The organism is Anabaena subtropica FACHB-260 (assembly GCF_014697105.1).
Lineage (GTDB): Bacteria > Cyanobacteriota > Cyanobacteriia > Cyanobacteriales > Nostocaceae > Trichormus > Trichormus subtropicus.
The window spans coordinates 21,459-43,802 of sequence record NZ_JACJRF010000022.1 but is presented as its reverse complement, the minus strand read 5'-3'; the positions used below and the strand labels follow the sequence as shown (position 1 = coordinate 43,802).

Annotated in this window: 14 protein-coding genes; 6 read left to right on the top strand and 8 right to left on the bottom strand. The window is 42.9% G+C overall.

The features are described from left to right. Positions 1-582: 582 nt before the first annotated feature. Complete coding sequence (gene cysK / locus H6G18_RS14020) at positions 583-1,542, top strand: cysteine synthase A (RefSeq protein ID WP_190407713.1); 960 nt, start codon at positions 583-585, stop codon at positions 1,540-1,542. Positions 1,543-1,619: 77 nt separating this feature from the next. Here the strand turns inward: cysK and H6G18_RS14015 are convergent, their stop codons facing one another. The 7 genes from H6G18_RS14015 to fdxB form a co-directional block, all read right to left on the bottom strand. Then, entirely contained in the window at positions 1,620-2,120 is a 501-nt protein-coding gene (locus tag H6G18_RS14015; protein WP_190407712.1) for an ArsC/Spx/MgsR family protein, read from the bottom strand. 105 nt (positions 2,121-2,225) lie between these two features. Next, on the bottom strand, positions 2,226-2,837 hold the full coding sequence (locus tag H6G18_RS14010; RefSeq protein ID WP_190407711.1) for a cysteine dioxygenase family protein: 612 nt from the start codon (positions 2,835-2,837) through the stop codon (positions 2,226-2,228). Positions 2,838-3,058: 221 nt separating this feature from the next. Continuing rightward, positions 3,059-3,544, bottom strand: coding sequence for a hypothetical protein (locus tag H6G18_RS14005; RefSeq protein ID WP_190407710.1), 486 nt, complete (start codon positions 3,542-3,544; stop codon positions 3,059-3,061). A gap of 68 nt (positions 3,545-3,612) precedes the next feature. Beyond that, on the bottom strand, positions 3,613-4,197 hold the full coding sequence (locus H6G18_RS14000) for a cytochrome c oxidase subunit 3 (RefSeq protein WP_190407709.1): 585 nt from the start codon (positions 4,195-4,197) through the stop codon (positions 3,613-3,615). Positions 4,198-4,339: 142 nt separating this feature from the next. Beyond that, positions 4,340-6,013, bottom strand: a complete 1,674-nt coding sequence (gene ctaD, locus H6G18_RS13995; RefSeq protein ID WP_190407708.1) for a cytochrome c oxidase subunit I — start codon at positions 6,011-6,013, stop codon at positions 4,340-4,342. A gap of 52 nt (positions 6,014-6,065) precedes the next feature. Next, positions 6,066-7,043: a cytochrome c oxidase subunit II gene (locus H6G18_RS13990; RefSeq protein WP_190407707.1), complete on the bottom strand. Its 978-nt coding sequence runs from the start codon at positions 7,041-7,043 to the stop codon at positions 6,066-6,068. A 599-nt stretch (positions 7,044-7,642) separates the two neighbouring features. Further along, positions 7,643-7,936 carry a ferredoxin III, nif-specific gene (fdxB, locus tag H6G18_RS13985; RefSeq protein ID WP_190407706.1) on the bottom strand — a complete coding sequence of 98 codons (294 nt, stop codon included), beginning with the start codon at positions 7,934-7,936 and terminating at the stop codon, positions 7,643-7,645. Between the two features lie 721 nt (positions 7,937-8,657). Here fdxB and H6G18_RS13980 point away from each other — a divergent pair. The 3 genes from H6G18_RS13980 (at position 8,658) to H6G18_RS13970 (ending at position 18,520) form a co-directional block, all read left to right on the top strand. Then, entirely contained in the window at positions 8,658-10,247 is a 1,590-nt protein-coding gene (locus H6G18_RS13980) for a helix-turn-helix domain-containing protein (RefSeq protein WP_190407747.1), read from the top strand. A 755-nt stretch (positions 10,248-11,002) separates the two neighbouring features. After that, complete coding sequence (locus H6G18_RS13975) at positions 11,003-16,750, top strand: HAMP domain-containing protein (protein WP_190407705.1); 5,748 nt, start codon at positions 11,003-11,005, stop codon at positions 16,748-16,750. A gap of 36 nt (positions 16,751-16,786) precedes the next feature. Further along, positions 16,787-18,520 (top strand): peptide ABC transporter substrate-binding protein, encoded by a 1,734-nt coding sequence (locus tag H6G18_RS13970; RefSeq protein ID WP_190407704.1) that lies wholly within the window; start codon positions 16,787-16,789, stop codon positions 18,518-18,520. A 90-nt stretch (positions 18,521-18,610) separates the two neighbouring features. On the opposite strand, the gene H6G18_RS13965 is transcribed toward H6G18_RS13970, so the two are convergent. Next, positions 18,611-19,852 (bottom strand): HhoA/HhoB/HtrA family serine endopeptidase, encoded by a 1,242-nt coding sequence (locus H6G18_RS13965; protein ID WP_190407703.1) that lies wholly within the window; start codon positions 19,850-19,852, stop codon positions 18,611-18,613. A 321-nt stretch (positions 19,853-20,173) separates the two neighbouring features. On the opposite strand from H6G18_RS13965, the gene egtC reads away from it, so the two are divergent. After that, positions 20,174-20,962 carry an ergothioneine biosynthesis protein EgtC gene (gene egtC, locus H6G18_RS13960; protein ID WP_190407702.1) on the top strand — a complete coding sequence of 263 codons (789 nt, stop codon included), beginning with the start codon at positions 20,174-20,176 and terminating at the stop codon, positions 20,960-20,962. After that, positions 20,937-22,220: an ergothioneine biosynthesis protein EgtB gene (egtB, locus tag H6G18_RS13955; RefSeq protein WP_190407701.1), complete on the top strand. Its 1,284-nt coding sequence runs from the start codon at positions 20,937-20,939 to the stop codon at positions 22,218-22,220. The genes egtC and egtB overlap by 26 nt, the downstream gene beginning before the upstream one ends. Positions 22,221-22,344 lie beyond the last annotated feature (124 nt).

The following is a 22,344-nucleotide window of genomic DNA, read 5'->3' as shown; positions in this document are numbered from 1 at the left end:
CAAAGCTAACTAGGCTGCTGATAAAAGCAAGTTTGTGTTTGAGTGATTTATGCTGGAAACTTGTACTCAAACAAAATATATTTATTGGCGAGTATATACAAAGAATCTCTAAAAAACCATTAAATATTGGTGAATAAGTTTAGGTTTTCAGACTGATTGGGAAACAGTAGCTAGAAAGGAGAGAAGATGAATTCTTATATCTTCGTCAGGAACAATACTTGTCGCGTCTGGCTATAAAATGTTGAAAACAAGGTTAAAAAGTTTGTTTAGACACAAAGTAATTTATGCAATTATTTGTTAATGGACGATAGCCACAAAAACAGAGTTCCAATACAAAGAAATAGTTAACACTTTTTAATGTGAAATGTATTCGCAGTGACAAAAGGTATTGAAAAATAAAATCTCTTAGTAAATGTTACTAATTTGCTTTCTTTGTTCATCAATTATGTGCTTTAGTAAGAGTATATACCTATAGTTTCACGCAAATTTATTAGTAAATTAAATACATCCAAGCTAATTGTTATAAGCTGATTGATATAAGTAAACATTTGACTATAGATTGAAAATTTTAGGAGTAAATTAATGCGTATTGCTAATGATGTAACAGAACTTATTGGAAGCACTCCTTTAGTGAAGCTCAATAAAATTCCGCAAGCAGAAGGAGTAGTTGCCAGGATCGTTGTCAAACTAGAAGGAATGAATCCAGCCTCTTCTGTAAAAGACCGAATTGGGGTGAGTATGATCACCTCAGCAGAAGTTGAGGGTTTAATTACACCAGGAAAAACTACTTTAGTAGAAGCCACTTCTGGTAATACGGGAATTGCTTTGGCAATGGTAGCCGCAGCCCGTGGCTACCGCTTAGTTTTGACTATGCCAGAAACTATGAGCCAAGAAAGACGGGCTATGCTCAGAGCTTATGGCGCAACTTTAGAGTTGACACCAGGTACAGAAGGTATGCGGGGAGCCATTCGCAAAGCGGAAGAAATTGTGGCGAGTACCCCTGATGCTTATATGCTACAACAGTTTTGCAATCCAGCCAACCCCAAAATTCACCGAGAAACTACCGCCGAGGAAATTTGGCATGATACCGATGGCGAAGTCGATATGGTGATTGCTGGGGTGGGTACTGGAGGAACGATTACTGGTATTGCAGAGGTACTAAAGCAACGCAAACCCAGTTTTCAGGCGATCGCAGTTGAACCCAGCAATAGCCCCATCCTCTCTGGTGGACAAGCCGGGCCGCACAAAATCCAAGGTATTGGTGCAGGCTTTGTCCCCGATGTCCTGCGTCTGGAATTGGTCGATGAAGTCATCAGAGTCAGTGACGACCAAGCCATGACCTATGGACGGCGTTTAGCTAGAGAAGAAGGTTTATTATCTGGTATCTCCTCTGGCGCTGCTTTGTGTGCAGCTTTGCAAGTAGGGAAACGTCCAGAAAATGCTGGTAAGTTAATTGTGATGATTCAACCTTCCTTCGGTGAACGTTATTTAAGTACGCCTTTGTTTCAAGAGTTGACGAATGAAACTGCTGGTGTGCGGTAGTTACCCAAAATACTTGCTAGAGACGTAGCAATGCTACGTCTCTAAGTCAATTCGGTCAATGTTTAATGATTACACCCTTATCTGTGGTGTTCTTGTTGACCGTGATGGTTGCAACCACCTTGATGATCGTGGTGATGGTCATGACTATGACCATTACCGTGGGCGCAGCCTTGTAAATTCTGGCTCATGAGGTTTTCGCTCATTTCGCGGAAGGATTCGTCTACAGGTTTTAAACCAATCCAAGTTTCGAGGGTTTCCACATCAAAACCGACCTCACGGCGATCGCCTACTTGCAGCAAAGGGCGACGGATTAATAGAGGTTCTCTCAGCATTAAAAATAAGGCGGTTTGTTCGTCCAGTTGTTCGGGAACCACTTCCCCAGACTTGATTTGTGGCGCGGAACGATTAAACCATTCGGTGATGGGGCGATCGCCAAAAAACGAACGCAGACGTTCCACTGTCCAAGGTTCTGTTAATAGGTTGTAAGTGACTACTTCATGACCAGCCGCAGTTAATAAAACCTTCTGGCGAGTACCACCTTTACAACCAGGTTTTTCATAGAAAATTACTCTAGCCATTGAATTATCTCCTAGTAATTGGGGAGTGGGAGGAGATGAGGGAGTGGGAGAGAAATCTTGGTTTTCTTCTTGCTCCCTGCTCCCTACCTTCTACCCCCTGTTTCCTTAAAACTTCTTGGCTCTATGGGTGACTGAATCAAACTCAAATCTTTGTTTGGGGTCAGTTTCACCATAAATATTGAAGGTGACAGTTGGTTCATCACCTATTGATTGGACACTGTGAATTGCATCGGGAGTGAAGCTCATAATGTCCCCAGGGGATAGCGTAATTTCTCCCGTTGGTTCAATTTTGTCTTGAAAATCTGGGGTTTTTGTGCGTCGCCAAACAGTATTTTTTTCTTGTCCTTTTAATACCGCCACAACTCCCCAGGTTCCATGATTGTGAATAGTGGATAGGGTTCCTGGTGCAAACGTGACTGTTTGCACAGTCAACGGAAAACCTAATTCATCATATAGGAGTAGAACAGAGGTTCCTGTTGTTGGGGAAGGCTCTAAATACTGACTTCGCACCCAGTATGAATTAACAATCAAGCGTCTGACGAGCATTCGGATTTCTGGTAAACGAGTAGATTCATCGCTTACCTGATTGAGAACATCTTCTATCTCAGTTAAAAACCGATAAAGACGATAATTCTCTTGTAATAAATCCCAACTTCTCGCAGTTTTACACACTTGATATTGACCGTCTCTCATCAGGAGCCAATCCCTACCTTGCATGATATTTGAGTTCTAAAGTTAAGAAATTTTGGGATACACAAACACGGGAGCAGTTATGCTAGGAAGAGGCTCACGGGGAAAATTAGGAACAACAATCGTGGAGGGAAACAGGTCGTTATTAGTAGAAGATGTAGATAGAACTTGAGGAGAAGATGCGCTGAAAAAAGAGAAAATATTCATGGCTGGTGATGTGTGATTATTGACTGTTAACGATGGACTAATCAATCATCTTCTTCTGCTGGACGCGTTAAAACATCCAGTAGGATTCCTGCGCCGAAATCATGCTTGTCATCAATTGATTTGACTCTCATGCTGATTTCCTTAGCTGGCTCGATTTCCCCTAATTTAGCTAATACTAATCCAGCAGCTGCATAGGCATTCAAGTACAGCCTGATTTGGGATTCTTCTCTCCGATTGATTAACAATGGTTTAAGCTGCTCCCATTCATCAGGAAATTTCTCTGATTTTTTAATTTTATCTAATAATTCATAAGTTGTTTGCAATGCCAGCAAATAATTATTTTTATAGTAAAAAAACCTATAGGCTGCTACTAAGACATCAGTATTGTCTCCAGCTTTAGCTAAAGCTTCTTGAATATATTTCTCTGATTCTGAAGTACTTTCCCAATTTTGTGCAGCTAAAATTAATAACTTTTTGATATCTTCTGGAACTTGAAACCAAGAAAATTTTTGAGTGTTGGTGTGCAAAATAACCTCCGAGGAAATTGGTAATGGGTAATTAGAAAAACTATTACCGATTACCGATTACCCTGTATTTAAAGAATGTTGAGAATGTAAACCAAGGTGAACAGAACAATCCAGATAATATCTACGAAGTGCCAGTAAATTTCTGCCATTTCGATGCCGGTGTGCTTAGTTGCGGAATAATGACCAGAACGACGCGATCGCCACAACACACCTAAAATCAATAACAGCCCGATAAATACGTGCAGTCCGTGGAAGCCAGTCATGATATAGAAGCAGTTAGCGAACACATTGGTAGTCAGACCGTACCCCAAATTTTGGTACTCATAAACCTGACCAGCCAAAAAAGCTGCCCCCATAATCGCGGTGACAAGATACCAAAACCGCATTCCCCAAACATTACCCTTCTTAATCGCCATATCACCGAAGTGAATGACAAAACTACTAGACACCAGAATAGCGGTGTTAATCGCCGGGACAAACAACTCTACATCAGTCCCCTCAGGCGGCCACACCTCTGTAGTTCCCTTAAAAAACAGATAAGTAGCAAAAAAGCCACCAAACATCAAAGATTCAGAAAAGAGGAAAGTCAACAACCCCCAAACCCGTAAATCTGGATGCGCCTCATGATCCTCATGCGCCGTCACAACAGTCATATTTACTTCTCCATCAATTTCTCAGTTCTTGACCGGAAGATGTAGGGGGAAAGGGAGCAGGGGAAAATTCTGAAAATAACCCTCTTTCTTCCCCTGCTTCCCCTGCTTCCCCTGCTCCTCCCTCCTTACAAGGGGGTTAGGTTTATACACTTACTTCCGGTGCGGCTTCCAAACTATGACCATAGTCGTAAGGCCCATGAGTCACCACAGGCAAAACCTCCCAATTTTCTACCAAAGGAGGCGAACTAGTAGTCCATTCCAGACTCAAAGCATCCCAAGGATTATCACCAGCCACTTCACCCTTGCTCCAACTCCAAATAACATTGATCGCAAAAGGAACCACGGATAATCCCAAAATAAACGCCCCGATAGTACAAAGCTGATTCAAATCAACAAATTGGGGATCATACATCGCTACCCGTCGAGGCATACCTTGTAACCCCAACTTGTGCATAGGTAAGAAAGTCAAGTTAGTCCCAACTAAGGTCAGGGCAAAATGTATCCTTCCCCAACCTTCACTCAACTTCCGCCCTGTCATTTTGGGGAACCAGTGATAAATCCCGGCATAAATCCCAAACACAGAACCACCAAACAATACATAGTGGAAGTGTGCCACCACATAATAGGTATCGTGGACGTGAACATCAAAAGGCGCTGTACCCATCGTTACGCCACTCAAGCCACCCATGACAAACATGGATAACAGACCAACAGCGAACAGCATAGCGCTAGTAAAGCGAATCTTACCACCCCACAAAGTCGCCACCCAACCGAAAATTTTCACTCCCGTCGGCACAGCCACAATCAAAGTGGAGATAGTGAAGAACATCCGCATCCAGCCTGGTGTACCACTGGTAAACATATGGTGAACCCAGACGAACAAACCGACAACACAGATGGCTACACTAGAATAGGCGATCGCCTTATAACCAAAAATTGGTTTCCGTGCATGGACGGGAATCACTTCCGACATAATGCCGAAGATGGGCAGAATCATTAAATATACTGCCGGGTGAGAGTAGAACCAGAACAAATGTTGGTAAATAACGACGTTACCGCCTGCATCTGGTTTGAAGAAGGAAGTACCAAAATTGAGGTCAAACAATAGCAAGACTAAACCGGCTGCTAACACTGGTGTAGAGAGTAGTGCTAGTACAGAAGTTGCTAAGATTGCCCAACAAAATAGAGGTAGTTGATCCCATTTCATACTGGGAACCTTCATCATTAGGATGGTGACGACGAAGTTCACCGAACCCAAAATTGAAGAAGTCCCTACCAAAACAATCGCCAATATCCATAGAGTTTGCGCTGTTGGTGCAGTCACCAAACTCAAAGGAGGGTAAGCAGTCCAACCAGACTGGGAACCACCAAAGATGAAACTGAGTAACAAAAGTAATCCGGCTGGTGGGTTCAACCAAAAGGCGATCGCATTCAGTTTGGGAAACGCCATATCCCGCGCCCCAATCATCAAGGGTATGAGATAATTACCAAACCCACCGATGGCACTGGGAACAATCCAGAGGAAAATCATGATTGTTCCGTGATTAGTCATGAAAGCGTTATACAGATTCGGATCAATGAAGTCTGCATCAGGTGTTGCTAACTCGGTACGGATAGCGATCGCCATCAACCCACCGATCAGATAAAACACAAACGCTGTCACTAGGTATTGGATACCAATTACCTTGTGGTCTACGTTGAAAGTAAAGTAATCCTTCCATTTCCAAGCTGGAAGATTTAAGCCATGTCCAATTGCCAAATTTTTCGGCTGATTGTCATCCGGCGGAATGTGTGGTGGAAATTCAACTCGTGTCATAAGCTATTTTGCAAGGTTTTGTGAAGAGTCCAAAGTCCACAGTGATCAATAACTATTGACTATTGACCAATGACTCTAAAGTGGCTGCACTAATCCCCAAATGTTGAGTGTGGGGTGCGAGAAACTCTGATGTTGATAAATTAGCCGGGTTAACTGCAACAACCTGATGTAGATTTTGCTGTTGAGCAACCTGATTTTCTGTTAGCCAGCTATCAAACTCTTCTGGTGTGTGGACAATAACCTGTGTCCGCATCGAACCATGATAACCACCGCACAGTTCGGCACACACTACCGGATATGTCCCTAGTTTGGTCGCCACGAATCTTAATTCCGTAGGGATACCAGGGATTGCGTCTTGCTTGAGCCGGAATTGGGGAACCCAGAAGGAGTGAATGACATCCTGTGCTGAGAGATTGAGTTGCACATCAGCACCAACGGGAACGTGCAATTCCCCGGCGGAAACACCGTTACTCGGATAGTCGAATACCCAAGCAAATTGCATCCCAGTGACATTTACAACTAAGTCTGCGGTCTTACCTTGATTAGTAGGATTTGCACCAATACCAATCCCCGGAGCGATCGCAGATGTTGTGGTATCTTCAAGAGTGGCAGCCATTGCAGTTCCAGAAGAGTGAGCCAGATGAGACGAAGCATGGGGATGACTTCCAGGCTCCAATCCTCCCATTTGGTTATAGACATCTACACTGTAAATACCCAAGCAAATGACAATTATTGATGGAATTGCCGTCCAAAAAATTTCTAGGGGAACGTTACCTTCCACTGGTACGCCATCGGTATCATCACCCCGACGACGACGATACTTGAACAAGAAAATCAAAATTGTGCCTTCTACTACCAAAAACAGCGCCACGGCAATGGTAAACATAATATTAAAAAATCCGTCTACCAAAGGCGCTTGTTGTGATGCTTCAATAGGCAGTAAATTGTGATTTTGACCAATCCAAAGACTGGCGACTCCAACCACTATCCCAGCAATTAGAGTCCATAGTGAAACAGGAATTTGTTGCATACTACCTACTCATTTACTTATTGATATGGGGAATTATGAGTGCTAAGTGCTGTTCGCTGAAAGCTTTTTCGTAGGGTGTGATGAGTATTGAGTGAAATTTCCAACTCGGAACTCATTACGCTGCTCAACGCCCCACTACTGCTAATAGCACTGATTTTTTACTAGTCACCAATCCCCAGCCCCTTTTATTTCACTTATTAACTTTCTAACTTACGCCCATAAAAATTGGGGGAATTATTCCAGATATCTTCATATCTTTCCCCCAAAAACTTAACAATATATTTTTAGCCATCTGACAAAGTAGCTTTTGCTTCTCTTAAAGCTAGTTACGCCAAAAAGACACCATTATTTCTAATAGCAAGTATGTTTTGTCTAAAATTTAACGATTAGTGATTTACGCATTTGTTGACCGTGGACTTTTTACCCATTCTCGGTATTATTCGGTACAACAAAAAAACAAAAATCAATATATCATTCATCAAAATCATAAAAACTATTTTCTTTTCCAGTTTTTGACTTTTGATTTTTGACTTTTGATTTGTGACTTCCAGTTTCCCCTCTTTTTACCTTGCAAATAACCATGTCTTTTGGTGAAAACCTTAATTATCTAAAGTGGCGTGGCTGTAGCAATTCTTAGGACAAATCCGCGCACAAGCTTGACATCCAATACAGTTTTCTGGATGAGCAACTACCATTACTTTACGCTCGATTTCATCATCTTCTTCATCGTCCACAAATTCACCTTCTTCATTAAGTGCTTTCAAATCCAACACAGGATAACCACATACTTTAATACATCTGCCACAACCGATACATTTGTCTTTGTCAATTGATTGGGCAAATTTAGGTGTCCAAGTGTTGCCTCCAAAGGTCAATCCTGTGAGTACGGCCATGTATCTTCTCCTGGCGATTATGCCAATAAATTTCCTTGCGCTTTGATCATTATCTTAACTTAAGATTATCTACTTCTTTTGTTATTAATCGATTAATTTATAAGAATCAAAATTCCATGACTTTATACAATTTACTAGCTAGATTGATGTTTCATAAATAAATGACAAATTTTATTATTAATAATAAATTAGCAAAAATACTTATGGGATGTCATTTGTGTGTTTTACTCATAAACAACAGTATCATCAACATTTTCAAGAAGTTAGTGATATGTTAATGACTCAATGTGTAATTTTTGTAGCAGATTATTAATTTGCATTAAACATGGAATTATTAATAATGTTAATTAATTACGATTCTTATAAATGTAAATGTTCACCAAAAATAATTTGGTTAAGGATTTAAGGTCAAATAAAACTCTTTGTGAACAAAGCATTTTTTAAATTCTTAAGAACTATTTGTAGGCTCACTATGAACAAATTTATAAAACTAGCTATGAAATGTTTATTGAATGAAGAAGTAATTTTAGGCTCTAGTTCAAAGTCTGACATAGCTTCCAAATGGATGCAAAATCTCAAGATGGATGTGAGTAGTTATTTCAGCAAGAATTAAGTATTCTTGCTGAATAGCTAATTGAGTAGTTAGTTATTAATCAATAGGACACATCCAGGGGGAGACTTGAGCCAAACATCTCAACGATTAGGGTGGGAAGAAAGTTATATGCCTTATACAATTCCTAACAACAGTTGCGTTGGATGTGACAACTGCCGTCCCCAATGTCCTACGGGTGCGATCAAACTAGAAGATGATGAATATTGGATAGATCCTTTTCTTTGTAATAATTGTGAGGGCTATTATCCTGAACCCCAGTGTGTAATAGCTTGTCCAACCAAGTCTCCTATACCGTGGCAAGCGAAGAAGGGGAGATGTAAAGTAGAACCGCGAGATGCTACCAGCCCAGACTTATTTTCTAATGGGAAGAATAACCCATTTGCATCGGCGATCGCAATTTGGGAAGCCTGCAACGTACTAGCGCAACGTACATCCCTGAATTGGGAAACAGACGAAGCAGGCTATCTCTGCTACAGCCGACTAGTCAATCAAGGACGAGGTAGAATTGCTTTTCACATCCAAGACCCGTTCCAAGTCAATGAAAAGGCTAAAGATTTGGTAGCCATTGAGGCTTTTGATATTAGAGCCGCTTGTATCCATTTAATTCTAGCTGCCCACGCTACAGTCTTAGATAAACCTTGGGAGCAAGAGTTTGCTATCGACGAACGACAGCTAGAAAAATATTTAGGCTTAGAGAAACGCAAAGACCTGAGTAAAGCTGCCAAACTAGCCTTAATGAAAAATCTGGTGCAACAAGCCTGCTCACTTATGATATCTATGGACTGGCCCCAGCAAGGACAAGTTAAGGGGTTTTCAGTCACCAATAGCCGCTTGTGGCACTTAGTAAGTATTCAGCACCACTTTCAAGAAGATGATTTGGGTTGTAAATATCTCATTGGGCTAACTTTTAAAGTCAAAGCCGGGATATGGAGTCAGTATTTCTTAAACAAACAAGGATGCAAAGAAAGACGCGCATTCTATCAATATGGTAGCCTACCGAAGACCGTGTTAACTACAGTCATGAGTATCTGGCAGCAACATGAAGGAGCCGTCAGACTAATGCTGTGGTTATTATTTAAAACCAAAATGGGTAAGGAACAACGCATCACCGTTCCTACCTTACTACGCATTGCTTATGGTCAAGAAAAAGTTTCTCTTGCCGCTAGACATCGAGAAGAACGCAAACGTCTACTGCGAACATTTGAAAACGATTTAGAAATGCTCAATAATCTAGGCGTTAAACCTATTTTCGACCCCATTACCTATCCTCTAGCAATTCAACCCTTATGGGCTAAATTGATAGATATTCCCGAAGATCCCGATGAAGCATTAGAGTTTTGGATTAATGATGCTGGTGGTGAAACCCGCCTCACAGATAGCGGCCCTCGTGGCAAATGGAATCTATTGATGAATGCGCGGATTTTATCCTTTGAATTGCCGCCAGAATGGGAAAGACAAATCGCTGAATCCGAGAAAAAACAACGGCGAACAGCGAAGACTAGACAAAAATTGAAACCCGCAGGTGATTTAGTCGGTGAGCAAATTTTGCAAGCTCGAAAAACATTAAATCTCTCCCAACGTGAATTGGCAAAGCTTACAGGTAAAAGCCAAAGTTGGATTCGAGATATCGAAAATGGTCGATTAAAAGCGAAGTTAGAAGACCAAGCACTATTACGAAAAGTGTTACACATCGCTTAATAGTAGGCAGTTAGGGACTTCCAGATAAAAAAATACCCAAAATGTAGGGTGCGTCAGTGCCAAAAAACCTAGCTGTACCAAGAAAATCTTCATACTGACGCACCCTACCTACTAACCGCCAATTTGGAATAATTTATTTTTTGGTGTTCCCCAAGGATGAATCCTATAGGGGACTTCCAGATAAAAAAATACCCAAAATGTAAGGTGCGTCAGTGCCAAAAAACCTAGCTGTACCAAGAAAATCTTCATACTGACGCACCCTACCTACTAACCGCCAATTTGGAATAATTTATTTTTTGGTGTTCCCTAGTCAAATTTTCTATATCAAAATATATATGTCATAGGTAGTAGGTAATAAAACTATTATTTTGGAGATATCGAAAAAACTTTACTAGCAACCTCTCCAGAGACTAAATAGCGGCTATGATTTGCTAAGTAACTGTGATAAAAAAACCATTTTTCTCTATGTGTCTTCTCTCTGTTCCCTGTGGTTCAATATTTCTTACCAATAAGGCACAAAATATTTTCCAGTCAGTCAATCACCGGAAAAACCCACAACCACAGATAAAAACGTCTTTCCCTCACTCCCTTTTCCAAACTTGTGTTGTGAAAGTTGTTAGCGATCGCATTTTTTATCTAGCATGGGCATGGGATTAAGTCATCCTGAAGGTGAAGTAGGACAAAATTTTCACCTCACATTACTCTCAAATATTTATGAGAGTAAAAAAACACTGCAATTATTGAAAGGCTAGACTATGGCAACCGAAGATCTAACTAGAGAAAGCGAACAAATCGACTTAAAACAGCTATTAAATACCTTAAATGCTGTAAAAAAGGGAGATTTCTCGGCTCGGATGCCCATAGACCAAGCAGGTATAGCCGGAAAAGTTGCAGATACGCTTAACGATATTATTGACCAAAATGAACGCATGGCAGCAGAGTTAAAGCGAATTAGCAATGTTGTCGGGAAAGAAGGCAAAATTACTGAACGTGCTTCTCTGGAAAATGTTCGCGGTTCATGGTCAGATTGTGTTACTTCTGTCAATACTCTCATTACAGATTTAGTCCAGCCGACGGCAGAAACTACGCGGGTAATTCGGGCTGTAGCCAATGGTGACTTATCTCAAACGATCGCTACAGAAATTGAAGGCAGACCCCTCAAAGGAGAATTTTTCCAAACAGCCAACATTGTGAATACGATGGTGACAAGGCTGAGTTCCTTTGCTGGTGAGGTGACGCGAGTTGCCAGAGAAGTGGGAACCGAGGGAAAACTAGGCGTGCAGGCTGAAGTCCAAGGAGTTGCAGGGACTTGGAAAGACTTAACCGATAACGTCAACCTAATGGCGGGGAACCTCACCGGACAAGTGCGGAACATTGCCGAAGTTGCTACAGCGATCGCTAACGGCGACTTATCCAAAAAAATCACCGTTGATGTAAAAGGTGAAATCCTGGAACTGAAAAACACCGTTAACACAATGGTGGATCAACTCAACTCCTTTGCCTCAGAAGTTACCAGAGTTGCGCGGGAAGTAGGAACGGAAGGGAAGTTAGGCGTACAAGCGGAAGTGCGAGGAGTCGCGGGTACTTGGAAGGACTTAACCGATAATGTCAACTTGATGGCAGGGAATTTGACAGCCCAAGTACGTAATATTGCGGAAGTGACAACAGCCGTAGCCACTGGCGACTTATCGAAAAAAATCACTGTTGATGTCAAAGGTGAGATTCTGGAACTGAAAAACACCGTCAATATCATGGTGGATCAACTCAACTCCTTTGCATCAGAAGTTACAAGGGTAGCCCGTGAGGTGGGTGCAGAAGGGAAATTAGGCGGTCAAGCAGAAGTCAGAGGCGTAGCGGGGACGTGGAAAGACTTGACCGACAGCGTGAACTTCATGGCGGGTAGCTTAACAGCCCAAGTACGCAATATTGCGGAAGTGACAACAGCCGTAGCCACTGGTGACTTGTCGAAAAAAATTACTGTTGATGTCAAAGGTGAGATTCTGGAACTGAAAAACACCATCAATACAATGGTGGATCAACTCAGTTCCTTTGCCTCAGAAGTCACACGGGTGGCGCGGGAGGTGGGAACCGAAGGAAAACTGGGAGTACAAGCAGAAGTTAAAGGCGTTGCTGGTACATGGAAGGACTTGACTGGTGCGGTGAATATGATGGCAGGGAACCTCACCGACCAAGTCAGAAATATTGCCGAGGTGGCAACAGCGATCGCCAACGGTGATTTATCCAAAAAAATTACGGTACAAGTCAATGGAGAAATATTGGAGTTGAAAAACACCATCAATATCATGGTGGATCAACTCAACTCCTTTGCATCGGAAGTAACTAGGGTGGCGCGGGAAGTAGGTAGTGAAGGAAAGTTAGGCGTACAAGCTGATGTCAAGGGTGTGGCGGGGACATGGAAGGACTTGACCGACAGCGTCAACTTCATGGCGGGTAGCTTAACAGCACAGGTGCGGAACATTGCGGCGGTGACAACGGCGGTGGCTAATGGCGACCTGTCGAAGAAAATATCGGTTGATGTCAAGGGGGAAATATTAGAGTTGAAAAACACCGTCAATACAATGGTGGATCAACTCAACTCTTTTGCCTCAGAAGTCACGCGGGTAGCGCGGGAGGTGGGAACCGAAGGAAAATTAGGGGTACAAGCAGAAGTCAAAGGCGTGGCGGGGACGTGGAAAGACTTGACCGACAGTGTGAACTTCATGGCGGGTAGTTTAACAGCACAGGTGCGGAACATTGCCGAGGTGACAACGGCTGTGGCTAATGGCGACTTGTCGAAGAAAATCACCGTTGATGTCAAGGGGGAAATATTGGAGTTGAAAAACACCATCAATACAATGGTAGATCAACTCAACTCCTTCGCCTCAGAAGTCACGCGGGTAGCGCGGGAGGTGGGAACCGAGGGAAAACTGGGGGTGCAAGCTTATGTCCGGGGTGTGGGCGGTACGTGGAAAGATTTGACTGATAACGTCAACTCCATGGCCGGAAACCTCACAGCCCAGGTGCGGAATATTGCAGAAGTGACAAAGGCGGTAGCAAATGGCGACCTGTCGAAAAAAATCACCGTCGATGTGAAAGGGGAAATTCTCGACTTGAAGAACACCATCAATACAATGGTGGATCAACTCAGTTCCTTCGCCTCGGAAGTCACACGGGTAGCGCGGGAGGTGGGAACCGAGGGGAAATTAGGCGGTCAAGCTGTGGTGCAAGGCGTGGCGGGGACGTGGAAGGATTTGACTGATAATGTCAACTCGATGGCGGGGAACTTGACAGCCCAGGTGCGGGGAATTGCCAGAGTTGTGACGGCGGTGGCGAATGGTGACTTGAAGCGCAAACTGATGTTAGATGCCAAAGGTGAAATCGAAACCTTGGCAGAAACCATCAACGAAATGATTGATACCCTAGCCACCTTTGCCAATCAGGTGACAACAGTAGCGCGGGAAGTAGGGATTGAAGGAAAATTAGGCGGTCAAGCCAGGGTTCCGGGTGCGGCTGGGACTTGGAAAGATTTGACCGACAACGTGAACGAACTAGCGGCTACACTGACCACCCAATTAAGAGCGATCGCCGAAGTAGCAACAGCAGTCACCAAGGGCGATTTAACCCGTTCCATCTCTGTAGAAGCCCTGGGTGAAGTGGCAATCCTCAAAGACAACATCAACCAGATGATTGCCAATCTCCGGGAAACAACCCAGAAAAATACCGAGCAAGACTGGTTGAAGACCAACCTTGCCAAATTTACCCGAATGCTGCAAGGTCAGCGCGACTTAGAAACCGTATCTAAATTAATTCTCTCAGAACTAGCACCCTTAGTAGGCGCACAACACGGCGTATTCTACTTAATGGAAGCCGCAGAACATCAAAACTACCTCCAACTACTTAGCAGCTACGCTTACCGCGAACGCAAACATCTAGCTAACCGCTTCCAATTAGGTGAAGGTTTGGTTGGACAATGCGCCTTAGAAAAAGAACGGATTTTGTTAACGGAAGTACCGAGTGATTATGTCAAAATTACCTCTGGTTTAGGAGAAGCCACTCCCTTAAATGCAGTGGTGTTACCTGTTCTCTTTGAAGGTCAAGTCACAGCCGTAATTGAATTAGCCTCCTTCCGCCGCTTTAGCGAGATTCATTTAACATTCTTCGACCAACTCACCGAAAGTATTGCGATCGTCCTCAACACCATCGCCGCCTCGATGCGTACTGAAGAATTACTCAAGCAATCCCAATCTCTAGCGGAGGAACTACAAACCCAGCAAGATGAACTGCGGGAAACCAACAAGCGTCTAGAACAACAAGCCCAATCACTCAAAGCTTCCGAAGATTTATTACGGGGACAGCAAGATGAGTTACAGCAAACCAACGCCGAACTAGAAGAAAAGGCAGAATTGTTAGCCCTACAGAAAAAAGAAGTAGAGCGGAAAAATCGAGAAATTGAGCAAGCAAGAAGGTCTTTAGAAGAGAAAGCCGAACAACTAGCTCTTTCATCCCGATATAAATCTGAGTTTTTGGCTAATATGTCCCACGAACTGCGGACACCCCTCAATAGCTTGTTGATTTTGGCGAAATTGTTGACAGATAACGTCAATGGCAACCTGACGGCGAAGCAAGTCGAATATAGTCAAACAATTTACTCAGCCGGCAATGAACTATTGGCATTAATCAACGACATTTTGGATCTTGCCAAAATCGAATCGGGTACTATGTCAATTCATACAACCCCAATGGCGTTGGATGAATTGGCTGAACAAATTGAACGCAGTTTTGGACAAGTGGCGCAAAATAAAGGACTGGCTTTTGCAGTTGACTTAGCACCTGAGTTACCAACTAACGTTAATACTGACATCAAGCGCCTACAACAGGTGCTGAAAAATCTCCTCTCCAACGCTTTTAAATTTACAGAACGAGGAGAAGTCCGCCTACAGATTGAGGTAGCCAAGCAAGGATGGAGTCCCAGCCAAAAAACCTTAACCCGCGCTGAGAGTGTGATTGCATTTGCCGTTAGTGATACAGGTATTGGCATCGCTCCCAACAAACAAAAGATTATCTTTGAAGCATTCCAGCAAGCCGACGGCACAACCAGCCGCAAATATGGCGGTACAGGACTAGGCTTGTCTATTAGCCGAGAAATCGCTCACCTCTTGGGTGGCGAAATTAAACTTATAAGCAATCCCGATCAAGGTAGCACATTCACCTTCTACCTACCCCAATACTCCCACTCCCAACTCCCAACTCCCAACTCCCCTTCGACTGCGGTCAGGACAAGCCCACTCATAATTGACGATCGCGCCCTTATTACCGATACATCAGAAGATAATAACGTCCTGCTGATTATTGAAGATGACGTTAATTTTGCCCGCATCTTAGTAGACATGGCACGGCAACATGGGTTTCAGGTACTCACAGCCCAAACTGGTACAGCCGGTCTAAAACTGGCTAAGGACTTCCTGCCAATGGCGATTTTACTAGATATCCGCCTACCAGAAATGGACGGTTGGACAGTCCTAGACCGCCTCAAACATGACCCGACAACCCGCCATATTCCCATACACATCATGACCGTTGAGGAAGGACGGCAACGGGGTTTACAATTAGGTGCGATCGCTTATCTACAAAAACCAGTCACCAGTGAAGCCATATCCGCAGCCCTAGACAAAATTCGCGGTTTCGTGGAACGGCGAGTGAAGAATTTACTAGTAGTCGAAGATGATGAACTACAACGCCAAAGCATTGTGGAACTCATTGGTAATAGCGATGTGGCAACCGTGTCAGTAGGTACTGGTGCAGCTGCCCTCACAGCCATTCGCAACCAGCAGTTTGATTGCCTAGTCCTCGATTTAGGTTTACCCGATATGACAGGCTTTGAACTAATCGAGCAGATTAAGCAAGAAACCAACGGCGCGACTTTACCAATCATTGTTTATACCGGCAGAGAAATCAGTAAAACCCAAGAAACAGAACTCAGACGCATCGCTGAGACAATTATCCTCAAAGATGTGCGATCGCCCGAACGTCTCCTTGATGAAACTGCATTGTTCCTCCACCGCGTCCAGGCAAACTTACCCGCACCCAAACGCGAAATCTTAGAACAACTCCATTCTCAAGATTATTCCTTGGTTGGTAAAAAAGTGCTGATTGTCGATGATGATGTCCGCAACATTTTCGCCCTCACCAGTATGCTAGAAAGCTACCAAATGCTGGTCATCTACGCCGAAAACGGTAGGGAAGGGATTAGTTTGTTAGAAAATACACAAGATATTGATGTGGTATTAATGGATGTGATGATGCCAGAAATGGATGGTTACGAAACCATGCGACTAATTCGCCAAAAAGAACCATTTAAGTCCTTGCCGATTATCGCCCTCACAGCTAAAGCCATGCAAGGCGATCGCGATCAGTGCATTGCCGCCGGCGCATCTGACTACATCGCTAAACCTGTAGATACAGAACAACTCCTGTCTCTCTTACGAGTTTGGCTATATAAGTAAGTTGCACAATCAATCAACATCCATAGAACATCCAACATGACCATCTTTGCTCGGTTTTTTCAGGGTCAAATTTTTGCTTGGTCGTTACTTAACATCTTTTTACTAGCTGCTTGTTCTTCCCCACAGGCTCAATCTCCCACAACTGCCACTGCTGCCGACACCTTACGCCTACTTTATTGGCAAGCACCAACTATTCTCAATCCTCACTTAGCCCAAGGAACCAAGGATTTTGAAGCCAGTCGGATCGTTTATGAACCTCTGGCCAGCCACGATAAAGACGGTAAATTAGTTCTGTTTCTAGCCACAGAAATCCCCACCCAAGAAAATGGTGGTATTGCTAAAGATGGTAAATCAGTTACCTGGAAGCTGAAACAAGGAGTGAAATGGTCTGATGGTCAACCTTTTACGGCTGCGGATGTGGTATTTACTTACCAATTTCTCTCAAATTCGACTGTTGGAGCTACCACATCTGCTGATTATAAAGGTATTTCCAGCGTCGAAGCCATTGATGACCACACCGTTAAAATTAATTTCCAGAGTCCTAACCCGGCTTGGTCACTACCTTTCGTTGGCTTAAACGGGATGATTCTCCCCCGTCACATTTTTGCTAAATTTAACGGTAGCAACGCTAGGGAGGCTCCAGCTAATTTAATACCTGTGGGTACAGGCCCTTACCGAGTCGTGGAATTTAAACCCGGCGACATCATTATCTATGAAGCTAATTCTTCCTTCCGCGAAGCTAATAAACCATTCTTTAAGCGAGTAGAACTTAAAGGTGGCGGTGATGCAACCTCAGCCGCTAGAGCCGTGCTGCAAACTGGAGATGTAGACTACGCTTGGAACCTGCAAGTGGAAGCTCCTGTTTTGAAGCAACTAGAAGCAGCAGGGAAAGGGAGATTAGATATTAGTTTCGGTTCTTTTTTAGAACGGATTGTTATTAATCATACCGACCCTAACAAACAAACCAAAGACGGTGAACGCTCTAGCTTGGAATTTCCCCATCCTTTTTTCCAAGACATCAGAGTGCGTCAAGCATTTAACTACGCAATTGATCGGGACACAATTAATCAACAACTATACGGGTCTAGTGGTCGTCCTGCGGCTAATATTTTAGTAGCACCAAATATTTATAATTCGCCCAATACTAAATACGAATTTAATCTTAAAAAAGCTGCTGATTTATTAGATGAAGCTGGATGGAAAGACACTAATGGCAATGGCATCCGAGATAAAAATGGCGTAGAAATGAACGTTTTATTTCAGACATCTGTCAATCCATTGCGACAAAAAACTCAGGAAATTATTAAACAAGGACTGACATCTATTGGTGTGGGGATAGAACTCAAAAGTATTGATGGTAGCATCTTTTTCTCTGGAGATCCATCTAATCCAGATGCACTTAACCGCTTTCAGGCTGATTTACAAATGTTTAGTACGGGTAATGCCAACATAGACCCTGGTGCTTATATGAAGGGATTCACCTGTGAGGAAATTACCCAGAAAAGCAATAATTGGTCAAAGCCTAATTATTCACGTTACTGCAATCCTGAATATGACAAACTTTGGCAACAGTCCAACGCCGAATTAAATCCGGAAAAACGCCGACAATTATTTATTCAAATGAATGATTTGCTAATTAAAGATGTAGCAATAATTCCTTTTATTGCTCGTGCTGATGTCAATGGTGTGAGCAATAGATTAATTGGTGTGAATTTGACTCCTTGGGATACCGATACTTGGAATATCAAAGATTGGCAGGGAAAACCCTAACTATCGCAGAAAATTGATGCAGTGAGCAGCAAGGTAAGAGCTTTCTCCTTTTCCCCCTGCTCCCTGCTCCCTGCTCCCTTACCTCTTTCCCTACTGCACCTGTTGAGTGGGGAAAGCACCAGTTTGTACAGCTACATTGACACTTCGCCCGTTACGTAGTATGTCTAGCTGCATTTGTCCGCCGACTTGAGTATTTTCCACAGCTCGCTGCACATTACTAGCATCTGTAACCGCTTGACCATTCAGCCTTTGAATGACATCACCAGCACGTAATCCGGCTCTGGCGGCTGGAGAATTGGGCATAACTCTCACAACTAAAACACCCCTATCTGCATCTACATTCAAACCGCTATTGGGGTCAGAATTAATGTTTTGCTTGATTTGCGGTGTTAACCCTACCATTTGAATACCCAGGTAAGGATGCTGTACTGTGCCTGTAGCTATTAGTTGATCAGAAATACGTTGTACTGTTTTGATCGGTATGGCAAAACCTAGTCCTTGTGCGCCCTGAATAATAGCTGTATTCATACCAATGACTTCACCACGGTAATTCAGCAAGGGACCACCGGAGTTACCAGGATTGATTGCTGCGTCAGTTTGAATATATTCAACGCGTTTATCGGGTGCGCCAATTTGATTACTGCTGCGTCCAGTAGCACTAATGATACCTGTGGTAACTGTATTATCTAAACCTAAAGGATTACCAATGGCGATCGCCCATTGTCCAGGTTGTAGTTGATCAGAATTACCTACTGCTACTGTCGGTAAATTATTTGCCTGAATCTTGACAACGGCTACATCTGTTAAATTGTCTGTACCCATTACCTTACCTTGAAAACTGCGCCCATCTTTCAGGATGACTCGCACAGTATCTGCACCATTGACAACGTGAGCGTTTGTGAGAATGCTCCCATTGGCACTAGTGATAAAGCCGGAACCAGTACCCCGTTGTACCCTCTCCTGTTGTTGAGGTAGTTGTGAACCAAAGAAGCGACGGAAAAATGGGTCGTTAAATTCGGCAGGTAATCGAGAGGTGACAGTCCGAGAAGCTTCAATCCGCACCACAGCAGGCCCCACTCTTTCTACTACCTGAGTCACAAAGTTGGGATCTGCATTATTGGGCAATGGTGGCGCTGCATCTACTCGACTCATCGCCAAGTTAGAGGCTTTCTGTGCCAACTGTTGCTGGTTTCCAGCTAAATAGCCGCCAGCTAAAGTCATACCAGATCCCAGCAACACTAACGATAGAGATGCAGCCGCTTTTTTCCAAGGTGCATAATTATGTTTTTGAGGATTTAACGGTTGAGATTCATCGTGTACTTGGTTTTGCATGGCCGTTAGCAAGAAAATCTATACTTATTACTACTTTAGATAGCATTTATGACAGTTTTGTTGCGTTGCTATTGCTTTTTTGTGAAAAGTTAAATAAATTCCCTTTCTTTTATGTGAGCGGTAGGGAGTTAGGAGATAAATCAAGTCAGAAGATAGTAAATAATTTTACCCGCATCTTACGCTCCTGAGTAGATGCCTGGAGATTCTTAAATTTTATATTTTGTAGCGCTTACGCTTCCTGTAGGATATTTTGAATTGTGAATTGATTCATCCCCAATCCCTTCTATATTCTATACAAAATTAGGAGTAAGTTCTTTCATTATGTGCCGTCTACTTGCTTACCTTGGTTCACCTGTTTCTTTAGAACATCTCTTGTATAAGCCAGAACACTCATTGATAGTGCAAAGTTATCAACCCCGCGAAATGACCTCTGGGGTAGTAAATGCAGATGGCTTTGGTATTGGTTGGTATCATAATCAAAAAGATACTGAACCTTTTACCTATAAAAATACTCTCCCTATTTGGAATGATATTAATTTACCAAACCTTAGTCGTTATGTTGAATCTCAGTGTGTTTTAGCTTATGTTCGCAGTGCTACATCAGGACAAGCTCTAGATTTTGCTAATTGTCAACCTTTTCACTACCGAAATTCGTTATTTATTCATAATGGACGGATTGAGAATTTTCGGAAAACATTACATCGAAAAATCCGCAGTACTTTAACCCCTGATTTTTACGAATATATTAATGGTAGTACGGATTCTGAACACATCTTTGCGTTGCTACTTTCCCAAATTCAAAGTAATAAACATCGCCCCTTAGAAGCGGTTTTACGTAATACTCTACTCATACTCTGGGACATGGCAAAACGCCATCAAATTGATGCTTCTGCAAACGTAGTCTTTAGTGATGGTCATCGCCTGATAGCTTCCCGCTTTGCTTCATCTTCATCACCTCCATCGCTGTATTGGCTAAAAGATGATTTAAAGTTTCCTAATTCTGTCATCATTGCTTCTGAACCATTATTTACTGCCAATTGGACTGCTTGTCCCGAAAATAGCATTATCAGTGTGGGAGAAAATTGTGATATCAAAATTGAAAGTATCTAGTGTGAAAGAGTCTATTGCTTTTGCTTTGGGGGAATGTCGCACTAAAACCCTGAATTTATTTGTGGGTATGGATGCAGATACATTCTGTAGTCAACCTCATCCTGACTTTAGTCCTGTGGGTTGGCATTTGGGACACATCGCCTATATAGAATCTTTTTGGATATTAGAACATATTGCAGGTTTACCATGTTTATTTCCTCAATATCGCCGGCTATTTGCAGCAGATGGTTTACCCAAATCGCAACGAGTCCAATTACCACACATAGAAGAAATTATTTATTATTTGGATACAGTGAGAGCAAAAGTTCTAGAATATCTAGAAGTAGCTGATATCCAAGAGCAAGAACGACTTTGGCGGTTTTTAATTCAGCATGAAAGCCAACACTGCGAAATTATTAGTATGGTGTTGGCATTGGTCAAGGGTCAAGAGTCAATAATCAACAGTCAACAGTCAACAGTCGATAGTCAAGAGTTAAATTTCGTTGGGGAAATGGTGCAAATTTCCTCTGGTGAATTTGAGTTGGGGAGCGATTCAATAAATGCTTTAGATAATGAGCGTCCCGCACATAGAGTTTATTTAGATACTTACTGGATTGACCGCTATCCTGTGACTTGTGGTGAATATCGGGTATTTATGGAGGCTGGAGGGTATGAAAATCCTCAGTGGTGGTCAGCAGCAGGTTGGGAATGGTTACAAAGTGAGCAGGTAATCCAACCACTGTACTGGAATAGCGATGAGCTAAACCCTATCAAGGATAATCACCCAGTGTATGGTGTGAATTACTACGAAGCAGAAGCTTATGCGCGGTTTGTCGGTAAGCGCCTACCGACAGAACCTGAATGGGAAAAAGCCGCCAGTTGGGATATCAAAGCTAACTGTCGCCGCACCTATCCTTGGGGTGAAGATACACCAACACCTCAATGCTGTAATTGCGATGGGCTACTTGACAAAACTACCCCAGTTAATGCTTACTCGATTGGGCAAAGTGCTTATGGTTTATACGATACTTTGGGAAATGTCTGGGAATGGACAGCATCTTGGTTTGATGGCTATAACGGGTTTCAATTTTATCCATACAAAGGTTATTCACAAGTTTATTTTGACCAGAAACATCGTGTTTTAAAAGGTGGTAGTTGGGTAACTCGTCCGTGGGTACTGCGCTCTAGTTTTCGCAACTGGTATAGTCCCCAAGTTCGTCAAGTTTTTGCTGGCTTTCGTTGTGCTAGGGATGAAGGAATGGGGGAGATGAGGGAGTAGGGGGAGAAATTCTTATTTATCATTCAGCATTCTCTAAGACAAAAACCTTAAATATAGCTTTAAAGCTTGATTATTACGGCTTAAGCGTGATGTCATTTAGTATGGCTATGTGTTTCACTGGCTA

Coding starts and splice junctions, on each gene's coding strand:
- cysK (WP_190407713.1), top strand. CDS start 583: ATGCGTATTGCTAATGATGTAACAGAACTTATTGGAAGCACTCCTTTA.
- H6G18_RS14015 (WP_190407712.1), bottom strand. CDS start 2,120: ATGGCTAGAGTAATTTTCTATGAAAAACCTGGTTGTAAAGGTGGTACT.
- H6G18_RS14010 (WP_190407711.1), bottom strand. CDS start 2,837: ATGCAAGGTAGGGATTGGCTCCTGATGAGAGACGGTCAATATCAAGTG.
- H6G18_RS14000 (WP_190407709.1), bottom strand. CDS start 4,197: ATGACTGTTGTGACGGCGCATGAGGATCATGAGGCGCATCCAGATTTA.
- ctaD (WP_190407708.1), bottom strand. CDS start 6,013: ATGACACGAGTTGAATTTCCACCACACATTCCGCCGGATGACAATCAG.
- H6G18_RS13990 (WP_190407707.1), bottom strand. CDS start 7,043: ATGCAACAAATTCCTGTTTCACTATGGACTCTAATTGCTGGGATAGTG.
- fdxB (WP_190407706.1), bottom strand. CDS start 7,936: ATGGCCGTACTCACAGGATTGACCTTTGGAGGCAACACTTGGACACCT.
- H6G18_RS13980 (WP_190407747.1), top strand. CDS start 8,658: ATGCCTTATACAATTCCTAACAACAGTTGCGTTGGATGTGACAACTGC.
- H6G18_RS13975 (WP_190407705.1), top strand. CDS start 11,003: ATGGCAACCGAAGATCTAACTAGAGAAAGCGAACAAATCGACTTAAAA.
- H6G18_RS13970 (WP_190407704.1), top strand. CDS start 16,787: ATGACCATCTTTGCTCGGTTTTTTCAGGGTCAAATTTTTGCTTGGTCG.
- H6G18_RS13965 (WP_190407703.1), bottom strand. CDS start 19,852: ATGCAAAACCAAGTACACGATGAATCTCAACCGTTAAATCCTCAAAAA.
- egtC (WP_190407702.1), top strand. CDS start 20,174: ATGTGCCGTCTACTTGCTTACCTTGGTTCACCTGTTTCTTTAGAACAT.